The 16,143-nt window shown below is 73.4% G+C and carries 15 protein-coding genes; 11 read left to right on the top strand and 4 right to left on the bottom strand.

Annotated features, from left to right (window positions below; translation table 11 throughout):
* Positions 1–226: 226 nt before the first annotated feature.
* Positions 227–586 (top strand): ArsR/SmtB family transcription factor, encoded by a 360-nt coding sequence (locus tag J2Z30_RS06260; protein WP_044579487.1) that lies wholly within the window; start codon positions 227–229, stop codon positions 584–586.
* Between the two features lie 36 nt (positions 587–622).
* On the opposite strand, the gene J2Z30_RS06255 is transcribed toward J2Z30_RS06260, so the two are convergent.
* The gene (locus J2Z30_RS06255) at positions 623–1,636 is read right to left on the bottom strand and encodes a cation diffusion facilitator family transporter (RefSeq protein WP_044579485.1); all 1,014 of its coding nucleotides are present in this window, start codon (positions 1,634–1,636) and stop codon (positions 623–625) included.
* Positions 1,637–1,827: 191 nt separating this feature from the next.
* Here J2Z30_RS06255 and J2Z30_RS06250 point away from each other — a divergent pair, with 191 nt between their 5' ends.
* The 5 genes from J2Z30_RS06250 to J2Z30_RS06230 all read left to right on the top strand — a co-directional run bounded on the left by J2Z30_RS06250 (position 1,828) and on the right by J2Z30_RS06230 (position 8,220).
* Positions 1,828–2,982 (top strand): LacI family DNA-binding transcriptional regulator, encoded by a 1,155-nt coding sequence (locus J2Z30_RS06250; RefSeq protein WP_078957100.1) that lies wholly within the window; start codon positions 1,828–1,830, stop codon positions 2,980–2,982.
* Positions 2,979–3,980, top strand: coding sequence for a 2-hydroxyacid dehydrogenase (locus tag J2Z30_RS06245; RefSeq protein WP_078957099.1), 1,002 nt, complete (start codon positions 2,979–2,981; stop codon positions 3,978–3,980). Before J2Z30_RS06250 ends, J2Z30_RS06245 begins: the two co-directional genes overlap by 4 nt.
* A gap of 14 nt (positions 3,981–3,994) precedes the next feature.
* Complete coding sequence (manD, locus tag J2Z30_RS06240; protein WP_107073600.1) at positions 3,995–5,200, top strand: D-mannonate dehydratase ManD; 1,206 nt, start codon at positions 3,995–3,997, stop codon at positions 5,198–5,200.
* A 5-nt stretch (positions 5,201–5,205) separates the two neighbouring features.
* Entirely contained in the window at positions 5,206–6,723 is a 1,518-nt protein-coding gene (locus J2Z30_RS06235; RefSeq protein ID WP_044579480.1) for a mannitol dehydrogenase family protein, read from the top strand.
* A 102-nt stretch (positions 6,724–6,825) separates the two neighbouring features.
* Positions 6,826–8,220 (top strand): MFS transporter, encoded by a 1,395-nt coding sequence (locus J2Z30_RS06230; RefSeq protein ID WP_044579478.1) that lies wholly within the window; start codon positions 6,826–6,828, stop codon positions 8,218–8,220.
* On the opposite strand, the gene J2Z30_RS50790 is transcribed toward J2Z30_RS06230, so the two are convergent.
* Both J2Z30_RS50790 and J2Z30_RS06220 read right to left on the bottom strand, forming a co-directional pair.
* Positions 8,217–8,429 (bottom strand): hypothetical protein, encoded by a 213-nt coding sequence (locus tag J2Z30_RS50790; protein ID WP_281062661.1) that lies wholly within the window; start codon positions 8,427–8,429, stop codon positions 8,217–8,219. The genes J2Z30_RS06230 and J2Z30_RS50790 overlap by 4 nt on opposite strands.
* Entirely contained in the window at positions 8,362–9,438 is a 1,077-nt protein-coding gene (locus J2Z30_RS06220; RefSeq protein WP_107073419.1) for an enoyl-CoA hydratase/isomerase family protein, read from the bottom strand. Before J2Z30_RS06220 ends, J2Z30_RS50790 begins: the two co-directional genes overlap by 68 nt.
* A 197-nt stretch (positions 9,439–9,635) precedes the next feature.
* On the opposite strand from J2Z30_RS06220, the gene J2Z30_RS06215 reads away from it, so the two are divergent.
* The 5 genes from J2Z30_RS06215 to J2Z30_RS06195 all read left to right on the top strand — a co-directional run bounded on the left by J2Z30_RS06215 (position 9,636) and on the right by J2Z30_RS06195 (position 15,123).
* Entirely contained in the window at positions 9,636–11,090 is a 1,455-nt protein-coding gene (locus J2Z30_RS06215; protein WP_044579476.1) for a serine hydrolase domain-containing protein, read from the top strand.
* A 90-nt stretch (positions 11,091–11,180) separates the two neighbouring features.
* Positions 11,181–12,602, top strand: coding sequence for an ANTAR domain-containing protein (locus J2Z30_RS06210; RefSeq protein WP_063791016.1), 1,422 nt, complete (start codon positions 11,181–11,183; stop codon positions 12,600–12,602).
* Positions 12,603–12,638: 36 nt separating this feature from the next.
* Positions 12,639–13,169 carry a hypothetical protein gene (locus tag J2Z30_RS06205; RefSeq protein ID WP_044579474.1) on the top strand — a complete coding sequence of 177 codons (531 nt, stop codon included), beginning with the start codon at positions 12,639–12,641 and terminating at the stop codon, positions 13,167–13,169.
* 68 nt (positions 13,170–13,237) lie between these two features.
* Positions 13,238–14,764: an FAD-dependent oxidoreductase gene (locus J2Z30_RS06200; protein WP_044579472.1), complete on the top strand. Its 1,527-nt coding sequence runs from the start codon at positions 13,238–13,240 to the stop codon at positions 14,762–14,764.
* A gap of 110 nt (positions 14,765–14,874) precedes the next feature.
* Positions 14,875–15,123: a DUF5133 domain-containing protein gene (locus tag J2Z30_RS06195; RefSeq protein WP_044579470.1), complete on the top strand. Its 249-nt coding sequence runs from the start codon at positions 14,875–14,877 to the stop codon at positions 15,121–15,123.
* A gap of 41 nt (positions 15,124–15,164) precedes the next feature.
* Here J2Z30_RS06195 and J2Z30_RS06190 read toward each other — a convergent pair whose 3' ends face one another.
* Positions 15,165–16,067, bottom strand: coding sequence for an SCO4651 family lipoprotein (locus J2Z30_RS06190; RefSeq protein ID WP_044579468.1), 903 nt, complete (start codon positions 16,065–16,067; stop codon positions 15,165–15,167).
* Positions 16,068–16,143 lie beyond the last annotated feature (76 nt).

Below are 16,143 nucleotides of genomic sequence, written 5' to 3'. Positions count from 1 at the left end.
TCAGCCCCGGTCCGTGCCGAGGCCGTACCCGGTCCGGCGGCGCGGGTGTGAGCCGGTGACCGTCCCGAGGGCGCGCGGCAGTGGGAGTTGGCGGGAGACGGCGTAGTGCACGTGCTCCAGTATGGTGCCGGGCCTCGGCCACCGGCCACGATTCCGCCGGTCTTCCGCTCGACACCGTGCGGGCCGGGCGGGGTCCGCCCCGCGCTCGCCGCTCTACGATGGGGACATGCCGGTCAGCGAACCCTCCTCAACTGCGACCCGGTCGCATACGCATCCCAGCGGCGCGGCGCAGTTCGCCACGGCCGCCAATGTCTTCTCGCTGCTGTCCGACCCGACCCGGCTGCATCTGGTGTGGTCCCTCGCCCGGGGCGAGGCCGACGTCAACACCCTCACCGAGGCCAGCGGGGCGGCCCGCCCGGCGGTGAGCCAGCATCTGGCCAAGCTCCGGCTGGCCGGGCTGGTCCGGGTGCGCAAGGAGGGCCGCCGCTCGGTGTACTCCCTTCACGACGGCCATCTGCGCCGGCTGGTCACCGAGGCCGTCAACCACGCGGACCACATGGTCACCGGGGCCCCGTCGCACGACTGAGCCCCGGCGGAGTGGACACCCATTACGCGGTGGCACTCACACGGTGTGGTGGGCCAGCAGGCGATGCGGGTCCTCCGCGCCCGGCCCGGGGGCCGGATCGGTGTGCACCAGGGCGGCGGTCAGCCGGGGCACCGCGTGGAGGAGGGCGTGTTCCGCCCCGACCGCCACATCGTGCGCCGCGCGCAGATCCAGGCCGCCGTCCACCTCGACCGTGACCTCCGCGCGCAGCCGGTGGCCGATCCAGCGCATCCGGAGCTCGGTCACGCCGAGCACTCCGGGGACCTCGCGCAGGGCGGCCTCGCCCGCGTCGATCACCGCCGGGTCGACGGAGTCCATCAGCCGCCGGAACACCTCGCGGGCCGCGTCCTTGAGGACGAGCAGGATGGCGGCGGTGATGGCCAGGCCGACGATCGGGTCCGCGGGCTGCCAGCCGAGCGCCGCGCCGCCCGCGCCCAGCAGCACGGCAAGGGAGGTGAAACCGTCGGTGCGGGCGTGCAGTCCGTCGGCGACCAGGGCCGCCGAGCCGATCCGCCGCCCGACCCGGATCCGGTGCCGGGCCACCCATTCGTTGCCGATGAAGCCGAGGACCGCCGCGACCGCGACGACGCCCAGGTGGGACATGGCGCGCGGGTGCAGCAGCCGCTCCACGGACTCGTACGCGGCCAGGGCCGCCGACGCGGCGATGGTCAGGACGATGACGATCCCGGCCAGGTCTTCCGCCCGGCCGTAGCCGTAGGTGAACCGCCGGTTCGCCGCGCGGCGGCCCAGGACGAACGCCACGCCCAGCGGCAGCGCGGTCAGCGCGTCGGCGGCGTTGTGGACGGTGTCGCCCAGCAGCGCCACCGAGCCGGACAGCACGACCACCGCGGCCTGGAGGACCGCGGTGGCGCCCAGGACGGCGAGGGAGAGCCACAGGGCGCGCATGCCCTCGGCGGAGGACTCCAGCGCGGAGTCGACCTTCTGTGCCGACTCGTGGGAGTGCGGTTTCAGCAGATGCGCGAGCTGGTGCCGACGGTGGTGGTGCCGGTGTCCGTGGTGATGCGACTCCATGCCGCCATTATGTGCATACACGCGCACGCGTGCACCCGTTGAGCCGGGGAAGGCTTCGCCGGACCACGGAAGGCTCGGCTCCGGCCGGGCTTGCCAATGTTTTGGCAAGCATTGACAAGGTTGCGCAACGGTGAAGACCATGCCACATGCCGTTCATCCACCCCACCTCGTCACACCGGTAACGGGCTGCCATGGCCCCCACCCTGACCGATGTCGCCAAGGGCGCCAATGTGGCGCTGTCCACGGCGTCCCGGGCGTTCAGCGACCCCGGCCGGCTCGGCCCCCGGACCCTGCGCAAGGTGCTGACCGTCGCGCAGGAGCTGGGATACGAACCACCCGTGGCGCGCACCGCCGAGAGCGCCACCGCCACCCGCGCCGAGACCGCCACCGTCGCGCTCGTCGTCCCCGATATCGCCAACCCCGTCTTCGGGGCCTTCGTCAAGGCCGCACAGGGCGAGTGCCGGCACCGCAGGCAGACCGTCGTCCTCGCCGACACCGACCTCGACCCGGACCGTGAGCGCGAGGTCCTCACACACCTGAAGGAGCGCGCGGACGGCCTGGTCGTGTGCTCTCCCCGGCTCGACGCGGACGATGTGCTCGACATCTGCGGCCGCACCCCCGCCGTGCTGGTCAACCGCGAAACGTCCGGCACCGACTGTGTGCTCGCCGACGCCGCCCACGGGATGCGCCAGGCCGTGGAGTACCTCGCCGCCCTCGGACACCGGCGGATCGCCTACGTCCAGGGCATGCGGCGCTCCTGGTCCAACGCCCACCGCGTGGACCTCATCCGGGCGGAGACCGAACGCGCCGGGCTGGAGCTGGAGTTGCTGGGCTGGCAGTCCGAGACGGTGGCGGGCGGCACCGCCGCCGCCGCGAGCGTCATGGCCTCGGGCGCCTCCGCCGTCATCGCCCACAACGACCTGATGGCGTTCGGCGTGCTGACCGGCGCGCGGGCGCTGGGGCTGAGCGTGCCCGGGGACCTCAGCGTCATCGGGTTCGACGACATCCCCTTCGCCGAGGTCTCCCAGCCGTCCCTGACCAGCGTCGCCGTGCCGATGGCCCGCGCCGGGGCGCTCAGCCTGCAGCTGCTGGGGCAGGTCCTCGCGGGCGAGCGGCAGACTCCGCGTACGCACCGGCTGCCCACGCAGCTCATCGTGCGCGACTCCACCGGCCCCGCCACCACCCGCACACCACGGCATCGGTCCGCCACGGCCACGGCGGCGCCCGCCACGGCCGCCACGGCCGCCACGCCCGCCACGCCCGCCACGCCCGCCACGCCCGCCACGGAAATCGCGCCCGCCACGACCACCGCGCCCGCCACCCCCGCCACCAAGGACGCCTCATGACCGCCGACCCCCTGACCGTGGTGGTCGCCGACCCCAATCTCGCCCCGCTGCGCACCGAGTTCGAGGCCGCCCTCCCCCACCGCACGGTCGTCCACTGGCCCGACCCCCGGCACACCGAGGCGGTCGAAGCCGCCATGGCGGACGCGGACGTCCTGGTGTCGGGCCGGTGCACCGCCGCCATGGCCGCGGCCGCCACCCGGCTACGGCTGGTCCACGCCGCCGGAGCCGGGACGGACAACATCGACATCGCCGCGCTGGCGCCGGGCACCCAGGTGGCGAACACCTTCCACCACGAGAACGCCATCGCCGAATACATCATGTCCGCCACGATCCTGATGCGCCGTGGCTTTCTGCGCCAGCACACCGCGCTGCGCCGGGAAGCACACTGGGACTCCCCCGCCCATGACCCACGGGCCCCCTGGGCGGCGGACCTGACCGCCGCCACCGTCGGGTTCGTCGGCTTCGGGCACATCGGGGCCCGCTGCTGGCGGCTGTTCCAGGCGTTCGGCGCGCGGGGCGTCACCGTCACCCGGAGCGGGGAGGTGGACGCGGCCGCCCAAGGGCTGCTGTGGGCCGGGACCGTCAAGAACCTCGACGCCCTGCTGGAGAGCTGCGACGCCGTGGTGGTGTCCGTGCCGCTCACCGAGGACACCACCGGGCTGATCGGCGCGGCCGAGCTGTCCCGGATGCGCCCGGACGCGATCCTGGTCAACGTCGGCCGTGGCCCCGTCGTGGACGAGGACGCGCTGTACGGGGCGCTGAGCGACCGCACCATCGGCGGCGCCGCGATCGACGTCTGGTACCGCTACCCGGCCGACGGGCACACCGCCGCCCCCGGCAAGCACCCCTTCGACACGCTGGACAACGTGCTGATGACCCCACACTCCTCGGGCCTCACCCGCCAGACCTTCGTCCACCGCACCACCGACATCACCGCCAACATCCGCCGGCTCGCCGCGGGCGAACCGCTCCACAACGTGGTGGCGGTGGCCCCGTGACGACGGCCGACACCATCACCGCCGTCGACGTCCTCGTCACCAGCCCGGGGCGCAACTTCGTCCTCCTCAAGATCACCACTGCGGACGGCGTCACCGGCTGGGGCGACGCCACCCTCAACGGCCGCGAACTCGCCGTCGCCTCCTATCTCCGCGACCACCTCGCACCCCTCCTCATCGGCCGCGACCCGGCCCGCGTCGAGGACACCTGGCAGTACCTCTACCGCGGGTCCTACTGGCGGCGCGGACCGGTGACCATGACCGCCATCGGCGCGGTGGACATCGCGCTGTGGGACATCAAGGGCAAGACCACCGGACAGCCCGTCTACCAACTGCTGGGCGGCGCGGTCCGCGACCGGATCCTCGCCTACACCCACGCCACCGGCTGGGACCTCCCCCAACTGCTGGAGTCCATCGAGGTACGGCGGGAGCACGGCTTCCGCGCCGTACGGGCCCAAAGCGGCGTCCCCGGCCTGGAGATGGTCTACGGCGTCAGCAGGAGCGGCACCGGATACGAACCGGCCGGCCGGGGCGCCGCCCCCGTCGAGGAGCCCTGGGACACCGACGCCTACCTCCGCCACATCCCCCGCGTCCTCACCCGGATACGCGAACACGTGGGCCCCGAGCTGAAACTGCTCCACGACGCCCACCACCGGCTCACCCCCGGCGAGGCCGCCCGGCTCGGCCGCGCCCTGGAACCGGCGGACCTCTTCTGGCTGGAGGACGTCACCCCCGCCGAGAACCAGGAGGTGCTGCGGCACATCCGCCACCACACCACCGTCCCGCTGGCCATCGGCGAGGTGTTCAACACCGTCTGGGAGTGCCAGACACTGATCACCGAGCAGCTGATCGACTTCATCCGCACCTGTGTGAGCCACGCGGGCGGCATCAGCCATCTGCGGCGCATCGCCACCCTCGCCGACCTCTGGCAGGTGCGGCTCGGACCCCACGGCCCCTCGGACATCTCACCCGTCGCCCTCGGCGCCTCACTCCACCTCGGCCTGGCCACCCCCAACTTCGCCATCCAGGAGTACATGGGCTACGAACCCCTGGTCCACGAGGTGTTCCGGCACGCCTGGTCCTACGCCGACGGCCACCTCCACCCCGGCGACGCACCCGGCATCGGCGTCGAGATCGACGAGGAGCTCGCCGCCCGCCACCCCTACGAACCCGCCTATCTGCCGGTCGCGCGACGACTCGACGGCTCGATGACGGACTGGTGACACCGATGCCCCGCCCCCTCCCCCGCCTCCGCCGCGCCACCACCCCCGCGGCCGCCCTCACACTCCCGCACCCGCCCGCCGAAACCGGCATCGTCCACCTGGGCCTCGGCAACTTCCACCGCGCCCACCAGGCCATCCACACCGCCGCCGCCCTCCGCCACACCGACGGCCCCTGGGGCATCCTCGGCGTCGCCAGCCACTCCGCCACCGTGGCGCGGGCGATGCGCGACCAGGAGATGGCCTACGCCGTCGTGGAGATCTCCCCCGACGACACCCGCGTCACCGTCCCCGCCGTACACACCGGCACCCTGGTGGCCACCGAACAGCCCGACGACCTCCTCGACGCCCTCGCGGCCCCCGCCACGGCCGTCATCACCCTGACCGTCACCGAACACGGCTACACCTTCTCCCCGCGCACCGGCGGCCTCGACCTCGACGCCCCCGCCGTCCAGGCCGACCTGCGCGGCCATACGCCACCACGGACCACCATCGGCCAGATCGTCCGCGGCCTGCAGCGCCGCATGCGCACCCACGCCCGGCCCGTCACCGTGCTCAGCTGCGACAACCTCGTCGGCAACGGCACCCAGACCAGGCGGCTCCTCCACGAGTTCATCCAGGCCCTCCCGGCGGCCGAACGCGACGACCTCGCGCCCTGGCTGGAATCCGCCGTGACCTTCCCCAACTCCATGGTCGACCGGATCGTCCCCGCCACCACCGACACCTACCGCGAAGCCGTCGCCACCCACCTCGGCGTACGCGACACCGTCCCGGTGCCGGCCGAACCCTTCAGCATGTGGGTCATGGAGGACCGCTTCGCCGCCGGACGCCCGCGCTGGGAAACCGGCGGGGCGCTCTTCACCGACGACGTCGAACCCTACGAACTGCTGAAGCTGCGCCTGCTCAACGGCACCCACTCGCTCATCGCCTACCTCGGCGCGCTGGACGGACGGGAGACCGTCCCGGACGCCACCGCCCGGCCGTTCATCGCCGAAGCCGCCCGCGCGGTGCTCCACGACGACTATCTGCCGACCCTCACCGTGCCCACCGACATCGACCTCGGCCACTACACCGGACAGCTCTTCGACCGCTGGGCCAACACCGCCCTGGGCCACCGCACCCGGCAGGTCGGCTCCGACGGCTCGGTCAAACTGCGCCAACGGGTCCCCGAACCCGCCCTGTTCCACCTGCGGGCAGGTCGCATGCCCCACCATCTGGCGCTCACCGTCGCCGCCTATCTGTGCTGCGTGGCACCGCGCCCCGGCTTCTCCCCCGGACCCCACGCCACCGCGATGGCGGACCCCGCCCGGGAGACGCTCGCCACCATCGCCGCGCGGAGCGCCACCGGCTCCGGACCGTCCTTCGTCGAGGCCGTCCTGGACAGCGGGCTGCTCGGCGACGGGCTGGGAGACCACCCGGACTTCGCCGCCCGGGTCTCCGAACTGATCGACCTCATCGTCCGCCACGGCCCCGCCACCGCGGCAGCCGACGCCGCCGGGGCCCTCCGGACCCCCGCCCACCGCTGACCCCGTCCCCCATCTCCCCACTTCCCCCGTCCCCCCGTCCCCTTTCGCCTGCCCTCCCCGCCACCGCTCCGCTGCGTCGATCCGTTCAAGGAGGCATGGATCATGGACAGCAATCCCACCCCCGCCACGGCGCGTCCCCCGTCGCCGGCCACCTCCCCCTCCGACCCCTCCACCCCCGCCGAACCACCCGCCGACCCCCGCGCGGTGCGCCGCGCCGCCCTGGCCGGTCTCATCGGCACCGCGCTCGAGCAGTACGACTTCGTCATCTACGGCACCGCCTCGGCACTGATCTTCAGCGACCTGTTCTTCCCCAACGCCTCACCGTCCGTGGGCATCCTGGCCAGCTTCAGCACCTACGCCGTGGGCTTCGCCGCCCGCCCGCTCGGCGGGCTCTTCTTCTCCCGCTACGGCGACCGCCTCGGCCGCAAGTGGGTGCTGGTGGCGACCCTGCTCCTGATGGGCGGCTCCACCCTCGCCATCGGACTGCTGCCCACCTACAACGAGGTGGGGCTGTTCGCCCCGATCCTGCTGCTCATCTGCCGTATGGGGCAGGGGTTCGGAGCCGGGGCCGAACAGTCCGGCGGCGCCACCCTGCTCACCGAGACCGCCGCCCCCGGACGCCGCGGCAGACTGTCCTCCCTCGTCATGACCGGCGCCGCGCTGGGCACCGCCCTGGGCGCGGTGGCCTGGATCCTCGCCCAACGCCTGCCCGATGACGCCCTGATGAGCTGGGGCTGGCGGCTGATCTTCGGCAGCAGCCTCCTCGTGACCGTGATCGCCCTGGTGCTGCGCCGCAAGCTCAACGAGAGCCCGGTCTTCACCGAGCTCAAGGAGCAGCGGGAGCGGCCCGCCTCACCGGTGAAGGAGGTCTTCAGGTACGGCCGGAAGCCCATGCTGCTGGCGCTGTTCATGAACTTCGGCGTCAGCACCCAGTCCTACACCTACCAGGTGTTCATGGCCTCCTACCTGGTGTCCAGCGTCGGCGTCGACAAGGACTTCGTCCCCCAGGTGCTGCTGATCGGGGCCCTGTGCGGTGGTCTCGCGGCCATCTGCTTCGGCACGCTCTCCGACCGCCTCGGGCGGCGCCCGGTGTACTCCACCATCGCCGCCGCCCTGGTACTGCTGCCGGCCCCGACCTTCATCGCGCTGAACACCGGCTCACATGTGGCGATCACCGTGGCCATCGTCATCGGCTTCATCCTGGCCTGCCACGGCTCGGTCGGCGTCCAGATGAGCTACTTCCCCGAGCTGTTCGGCAAGCGCTACCGCTACGCGGGCGTCACGCTGGGCCGGGAGTTCTCCTCGCTGATCGGCGGCGGGGTCGCACCGCTGATCTGCAGCGCGCTCCTCACCGCGTTCTCCGGCTCCTGGATACCGGTCGCCATCTATATGTCGCTGGTCACGGCGATCAGCCTCGTCGCCACCCGGATGTCCCCGGAGACCCTCGACCGCGATCTGAACACCGCGGCCGACAGCACCGAGCCGGTGCAGCGCTAGCGCGATCCGTAGGGCGGCAGCGCCATCTCCCGCGCGTTCTCGATCGCACGGGCCAGTTGGCGCTGCTGCTGCTCATGAGCGGTTGGTGATGGCCCGCCGGGTTGGGCCACCCTGTCGAAGCGTGCCGCTTGGCACACTATTTCAACTGTCGACGCCGAGGTGAAGATCACCGTCGACGGGAGACACGAAGAAACCGGCCACCTCCGCATCCGTGACCTCGGCGAGAGCCGCCGGGGTCCACCGGGGGCGGCGGTCCTTGTCGATCACCTGGGCGCGGATGCCCTCGACGAGGTCCGGGCGGGACAGGGCCGCGCAGGAGACGCGGTACTCCTGCTCCATGACGCGCTCCAGCGAGCCGAGCGCCCGAGCCCCGCGGACGGCGGCCAGCGTGACCTTCAGCGCGGTGGGGGACTTGGCGAGGAGGGTCTCGGCGGTCTCCTTGGCGGCCGGTTCCCCGACCGCCATCAGCCGGTCCACGATCTCCTCGACGGTGTCCGCCGCATAGCACTGGTCGATCCACTCCCGGTGGCCGTCCAGGGTCCCGGCCGGGGCCTCGACCGCGTACCGGGGCAGGACGTCCCCCACCGGCTCCGCGGCCAGGTCCCGGGCCAGCGCGGGCAGCTGCCCGGAGGGGACGACATGGTCGGCCAGTCCGCAGCGCAGGGCGTCGGCGGCGCCCACCGAGGCTCCCGTGAGCGCCAGATGCGTGCCCAGTTCGCCCGGTGCGCGGGCCAGCAGATGGGTGCCGCCGACATCCGGTACGAAGCCGATCGTGGTCTCGGGCATGGCCACCCGGGAGCGCTCTGTCACGATCCGCACACCGCCGTGGGCCGAGACCCCGACGCCACCGCCCATCACGATGCCGTCCATCAGGGCCACGTAGGGCTTGGGGTAGCGGGCGACGCGGACGTTGAGCGTGTACTCGTCGCGCCAGAACGCCCGCGAGGCCGCGCCGCCGCCCGAGGTCACGTCCTGGTGGATCAGGCGGATGTCGCCGCCCGCGCACAGCCCGCGCTCCCCCGCCCCGTCGATCACCACGGTCTCGACGGCCGGATCCCGCTGCCAGGCGGTGAGGGCCTCGGCGATCCGGGTCACCATCGGATGGGTGAGGGCGTTGAGGGCGCGGGGCCGATTGAGGGTGAGATGTCCGGCGCGGCCCTCGACGCGCGTCAGCACGGCGTCGTCATCGGTCACGCGGTCGGTCACGGAGTCGGTCACGAGGTGTTCGTTCCTTCCGGCGTCTGGTGCGTTCGCGGATCACCGGCGATCCGTCACCACCGATCCTCTCAACGAGCCCCCGGCCCGCCGCAGCCGCGCCCTCCGCTCGGCCAAGCGGCACAAAACCCTCTGGACACCCGCCGCCCCGCCGGGGAGGGTTGGCGCAGCCCACCCCTGACCCCACGAGGACCCGTCTGATGAGTGCCCATCCGCTGCCCGCCGGCACCCCCGCCGCCGAGGGCGTGGACGCGCGGGGCGTCCACGCCTTCCTCGACGCCGTCGAGGGCGCGCCGGACATCGAGCCGCACAGTCTGATGATTCTGCGCCACGGCCGGCTGATCGCCTCCGGCTGGTGGGCGCCGTACACCGCCGAGCGGCCGCATCTGCTCTACTCCCTCAGCAAGAGCTTCACCTCCACGGCGGCGGGGCTGGCCGCCGCCGAGGGGCTGCTGGACCTCGACGCTCCCGTGATCTCGTACTTCCCCGAGTTCGAGGCGGAGATCACCGACCCGGGCAGCCGCGCCATGCTCGTACGTCATATCGCGTCGATGGCCAGCGGACACCTCGAGGAGACGATGGAGCGGGCGTTCGGGCTGGACCCGGAGGAGCCCGTGCGCGGCTTCCTGCGGCTGCCGCCGGACCGCGCGCCGGGCACCGTCTTCGCGTACAACCAGCCCGCCACGTACACGCTCGCCGCGATCGTCCAGCGGGTGACCGGGCAGTCGCTGACGGAGTATCTGCGGCCACGCCTGTTCGATCCGCTGGGCATCGGCGAGGCGGCCTGGCTGCAGGTGCCGGCCGGGCGCGACCTCGGCTTCAGCGGGCTGTTCGCGGCCACCGACGCGATCGCCCGGCTGGGGCTGCTGTATCTGCGGGGCGGTGAGTGGGAGGGCGAGCGGCTGCTTCCGGCCGCCTGGGTCGAGGACGCGACCCGGCTGTGGATCCCGACCGAGGAGCCCATGGCAGGCGGCTCGGGGCCGGACTGGCGGCGGGGGTACGGGCTCCAGTTCTGGATGTCCCGGCACGGGTACCGGGGCGACGGGGCGTACGGGCAGTTCTGCCTGGTGCTGCCCGAACACGATGTGGTGATCGCCACAACGGCGGACACCGAGCGGATGCAGGCCGTCCTGGACGCGGTCTGGGAGCATCTGCTGCCCGCGTTCGGCGACGCGCCGCTCACCGGCCGCGAGGACGAGGACGCCGCGCTGGAGCGGCGGCTGTCCCGGCTCGCCCTGCCGCCGTCGGCGGCGAAGCCCGCGCCGCTCGCGGACCCCGGCGCCTGGTCGGGTGCGGAGTTCGCCCCCGAAGGCGGCGTCTGCGCGGACCAGCCGACCCTGACCGGGGTCACGGTGGCCGAGGACGGCTCCGGTGGCTGGGCCGTCGCGCTGGCCGAGCGGGCGTCCCGGCTGGACCTGGGGTTCGACGGCGCGGGGTGGCGGGTGCACACCGGGCCGGAGGCGCCCGTTCCCACGGCGGTGAGCGGGGGCTGGACGGACCCGGACACGCTGACCGTGGACATCGCGTTCCTGGAAACCCCGCACCACCTGGTGGTCACCTGCTCCCTCGCGGACCGCGTCTTCACCGCGCGGTGGCGCACCACGCCGCTGCACCGCGGACCGCTGCACGCCATGCGCGCGCCGGGGCCGCGTTGACTCATTCCGCCCGTCTGACCAAGGTATGGCTCGGTCCGGGGTACCCCCGGAGCCGAACCCTTTGCGGACGGACCGCGGAACGAGGCGGAGATGCGCGAGACCGACGTGACGTGCGGGAACGAGGACCGGGGCGCGGGGCAGGGCGCGCCGAGCGAGCGGCCGCCCCGGGTGCCGGGTGCGGCATCCGGGGGTGCGGCATGGCTGCTGCGCCCCGAAGGGGGCCTCGACCGGCCGGACCACCCCGTGTTCATGGGCGCGCGGCAGGTCGGCCGGGAGAGACCCGGCGCCGCCGTGATCGTGGATCTCTCACGGGTCCGGGAGATCACGGCGGAGGGGGTGCGGGGTCTGCTGCGCTGTGCGCGGACCCTGTCCGAGGCCGGTGCCCCGCTGCTCCTGGCCGGGGCCGCGGACGACGTGGCGCGGCTGCTGCGGACGGTGCTGGTGGACGGCACGATCCGGATGTACGCCACCGTGGAGGCGGCCGTCGCCGCCTGCGGTGGGACGGCGGCGGGGGCGGACGCCTCCGCACGGGACACCTCCGCACGGGACACCTCCGCACGGGACACCTCCGCGCTGGACACCTCCGCACGGGACACCTCCGCGCGGGACACCTCCGCGCTGGACACCTGCACGGCGGGCGGCGACCGGACGGCGGTGCCGGAGGTGATACGGCTGCGCCGGGAGACCGTCGATCTGCGCGCCAAACTGCGTTCGCACCCGCTGATCGCCCAGGCGCAGGGCGTTCTGCGGGAGCGCTACCGGCTGCCCGCGGGGCAGACCGCGTTCACGCTGCTCAAACGCAGCTCACAGACGCACAACGTGAAACTGCGGACCCTGGCGGCCGCGCTGCTGCGCGTGGAACGGCCCGCCCCCGGCAGCCGGCTGTGGTTTCCGGAGCGCATCCGCGGGGAGGCCCCCGCGCTGCCGTTCCTGCCGGATGTGCGGCCCGGTGAGGTCCACCGCTCCACGGTGGTGAAGCGGGTGCTGGACCGGGCCATGGAGGTGGTGGGCTCCGATATGGGGGATCTCCAGCTGGCGGACCCGGCCGGGCTGCGGATGGCGCGGCACCATGGCTTCAGCAGCGAGTTCATCGACTTCTTCTCCCATGTCGGCGAGGGCGAGACGGCGTGTGCGATGGCGGCGGCCCGCGCCCGGCCGGTGGTGTCGGACATCGCCACCGACCGCGTCTTCTCCGACACCGCCCGCGAGGTCATCCTGGCCACCGGCTCCCGCACCGCGCACAGCATCCCCATGACCGGCGCCTCCCGCGAGGTCGTCGGGGTGTTCTCGGTCCATGTGCCCAAGGTCAGGCACAGTCCGACCGACGCGGAGACCGCGATCCTGCTCGACCTGGCCACCCGGGCAGGGCTGTGGCTGGAGTGGCACGAGCGCACGGTCGTGCTGGACGCGCTCGAAGACCTGCACCAGCGCGCCCTGGCCGCGGCCCGCGGAGCGGCTCCGCGGCGGCCGTCTCTTGGGAGTCCTCCCGGCGGGTACCCGTCGGAGTCCTGACAGCGCTGCTCGGGGCCCGGCGTCGGGAGGACGACCATGGCTGTACCGGCCGCGACCCGCTCCGGCGGCATCCACGCGCCGCCGTGGCTCGGGATCTACCTCAACGACCATCTGGTGGCCGCCACGGCAGCGGTCGGGCTGGCCCGCCGGATGAATCGCAGACACCGGCGCTCGGTCTACGGCGGCGAGCTGGCGAGGCTCACCGCGGAGCTCGTCCAGGACCGCAGATCGCTGCTGTGGTGCATGGCCTCGCTCGACGTCCCCGTCCGCCGCGGCAAGCTCCGCGCGTCGCGGGCGGCCGAGCGCACGGCGCGGCTGACGCCGGGCAGCCGGCCGCGGCGGCGCACCGGGGTGAACACGCTGGTGGGGCTGGAGGCGCTCCGGATGGGGGTGGAGGGCAAGGCGCTGCTGTGGCGCTCGCTGCTCGCGGTGGCCGTCCATGACACCCGGCTGCAGACGGGCCGCCTCGCGGAGCTGCTGGAGCGGGCCGGGCAACAGCTCACCACCCTGGACTCGCTGCACTCCCGGGCCGCCTCGGCGCTGATCGCGGCCGAGGGCCCGGTGTAGGCGGCGGCCGGTTGGCCCGCCGGCACCCCCACCCGCTTCAGGCGGTCGCCGGCGGGCACTCGGGAACGATGACGAAACTTCCCGGTGTGCCCGAGTCGTACTGGATGGACACCGCCCCGCCCGGCACCCCCCACCCGGCCCTCACCGAGGACCTGGAGGTCGATGTCGCCGTGATCGGCGCCGGGATCGCGGGGCTGAGCACCGCGTGGGAGCTGACCCGCGCCGGGCACCGGGTGGCGGTGCTGGAGGCGGACCGGATCGCGGCGGGTGTCACCGGCCACACCACGGCCAAGCTCACGGCGCTGCATTCGCTCATCTACGACCGGCTGCGGCGCACCCGCGGGCCGGAGGGCGCGCGGATGTACGCGCGGTCGCAGTCCGAGGCCGTCGAGCGGGCGGTGGCGATCGCGGCCGAGCTCGGTGTCGACTGCGATCTGGAGCGCGTCCCGGCCTTCACCTACACCGAGGATCCGGCGCGCGCGGACACCATGCGCGCCGAGGCGGACGCCGCGGGCGAGGCGGGGCTGCCCGCCTCGTATGTGACGGAGACCGGGCTGCCCTTCCCGGTCGCGGGCGCGGTCCGGGTCGAGGGAGGGGCGCAGTTCCATCCGCGCGGCTACCTCCTCGGGCTCGCCGAGGATCTGCGCACCCGCGGCGGGCGGATCCATGAGCACACCCGCGCCACCGGCCTGGAGGAGGGCACCCCCTGCCGGGTCACCACGAAGGGCGGGGCGGTGGTGACGGCGGGGGACGTGGTGATCGCCACCCACTACCCGGTGTTCGACCGGGCGCTGCTGTTCGCCCGGCTCTCGCCGCACCGCGAACTCGTCGTGGCCGGTCCCCTTCCCGCCGGCCGGGATCCGCGGGGCGCGTACATCACCCCGGACCAGCACACCCGGTCGGTGCGCACCGCGCCCCACGGCGACGGGCAGCGGCTGCTGATCGTGACCGGGGAGAGCTTCACCCCCGGCACCGGGGACACCGCCGAGCGCTTCGGGCGGCTGGCGGACTGGACCCGGGAGCGCTTCCCGGGCGTGGAGATCACCCACCGCTGGGCCGCCCAGGACAACGACCCGACCGACACCGTGCCGCTGGTGGGCCCCTTCCACCCCGGCGCGCGCCACACCTATGTCGCGACGGGCTTCGCGGGCTGGGGCCTGAGCGGCGGCATCATGGCGGCCCGGCTGCTCACCGCGCTCATCGGCGGTGAGCAGCCGGAGTGGGCCGGGCTGTACGACCCCCGACGGCTGGGGACCGCGCTGCGCGAGGCCCCGGCGCTGCTCGGCCACCAGTTCCACGTCGGGAAGCATTTCGTCGGCGACCGGCTGAGCACCCCGGGCACCGACTCGGTCGACCGGATCGCCCCGGGCACCGGGGCCGTGGTCCGCCTGGACGGGCGGCGCTGCGCCGTCTACCGGGACGAGGACGGCACAGCTCACGCGGTCTCGGCCCGGTGCACCCATCTGGGCTGTCTCGTGGCGTTCAGCGCCGCCGAGCGGGCCTGGGAGTGCCCCTGCCACGGCTCCCGCTTCGGCACCGACGGCCGGGTGCTGCAGGGCCCGGCCAACCAGCCCCTGGAGCGGCGCGACATCTGACCCGCGGCGTCTGCCCCCGCGGGCTCTGTCAGATGAAACACGTACATGGCCCTCGGCCACGGGGGTACACGCCTGGCGTCAACCCGTCGGCTGAGAAAGGATCACTTGCCGTGCTCATGGCCCACCCGGTCGTACTTCAGAACCTCATCGAGCAGTACGAGACCCTGCGGACGCTGCACGCCGAATCGGGCGGCACCGAGGTACGACAGCGGATGGACGATCTCGCCTACACCCTGTGCGTCTCCACCGGGACGCGGGATGTGGACGCCGCCCTCATCGCCGCCCGGCACCAGCTGCCCGGCGCACGGGTGGAGGACGACTCGGCCCTCACGGCCGGGGCGGGCACACCGGGCGTCTGAGCCCGCCGCGGCCGCCCACAGGTGAAGCCGCCCCCGCCGGATCAGCCCTCGGCGCCCCGCGCCAGCTCGGAGAGGTCCATGGTCCGGCTCGCCGGTGGCGCCTTCACCGTGACCGGCTCATTGAGGGCCGAGAAGGTGATGGTCATGTCGAGCGGGCCCTTGTCCCCCTCGCCGCGGACGCGGAACCGCTTGGTGTGGCCGTCCCGGTCGATCCACATGTCCATGGACAGCCGGTCGACCCCCATTCCCTCGTACGCCTTGAGGTTCTTCTCGCGGCGCTCGCGGGTCGCCGCGTCCTCGTCCTTCAGGCTCGCGCGCATCTGGCGGAGGCTGACGGTGCCCCGGTAGTGCGTGGTGCGCACCCCGTCGATGGTCTCCTCGCCGAGCCGCTTCACATCGTCGGCCCCGGAGAGGAAGGCCGACTCCTCGGCCGGGTTCTTGTCGGCCTGGCGGGACAGCGAACCGCCGGCCGGCGCGCCGGCCGCCTTCTCGCCCAGCGCCCCGAGGTCCAGCTTGAGCCAGGTCTTGCCGTCCAGCCCGGCGGCGGCCTCCTTGCCCCCGTTGAGGTACATCGCCCCGTCGAGCATCCGGATCTCCACCGCCGCGTCGGCGCCCCGGCCGGCCGCGCGCATCTCCATGCTGACGGCGAGCGGCTTGGTGCTCATCGCCGCCTCGCCCTCGATCCGCCCGTCCTCGGGGGTGCGGCCGCTCATCCGGTAGCGGAACGAGGTGAGCTTCTCGCTCTTCTCGGCGGCCGCGCGCACGGCCGCCGCCGGGGCCATCCGCATCTGCTCCGAGGACTTCTCCCCCGCCTTGCCCCCGGGCTTCCCGTCCGCCCCGGACGATCCGCAGCCGACCGCGCCGCCGCAGAGCAGCACGGCGGTGAGCACGGCACCGGCCGCACGGGCACCCCTGCCATGTCCCCCATGTACGACCATGGCCATAAACCCCACCCCTTGCAGAACTTGTGTTCGTTTCGCTGTGATCCGGGACAGTACCAGCGCAGAGTGACAGCCGGCT

It is taken from the genome of Streptomyces iranensis (assembly GCF_017874715.1).
GTDB lineage: Bacteria > Actinomycetota > Actinomycetes > Streptomycetales > Streptomycetaceae > Streptomyces > Streptomyces iranensis.
Note: the sequence above shows the minus strand (reverse complement) of the source record. Positions and strands in the feature narration are given on the sequence as shown.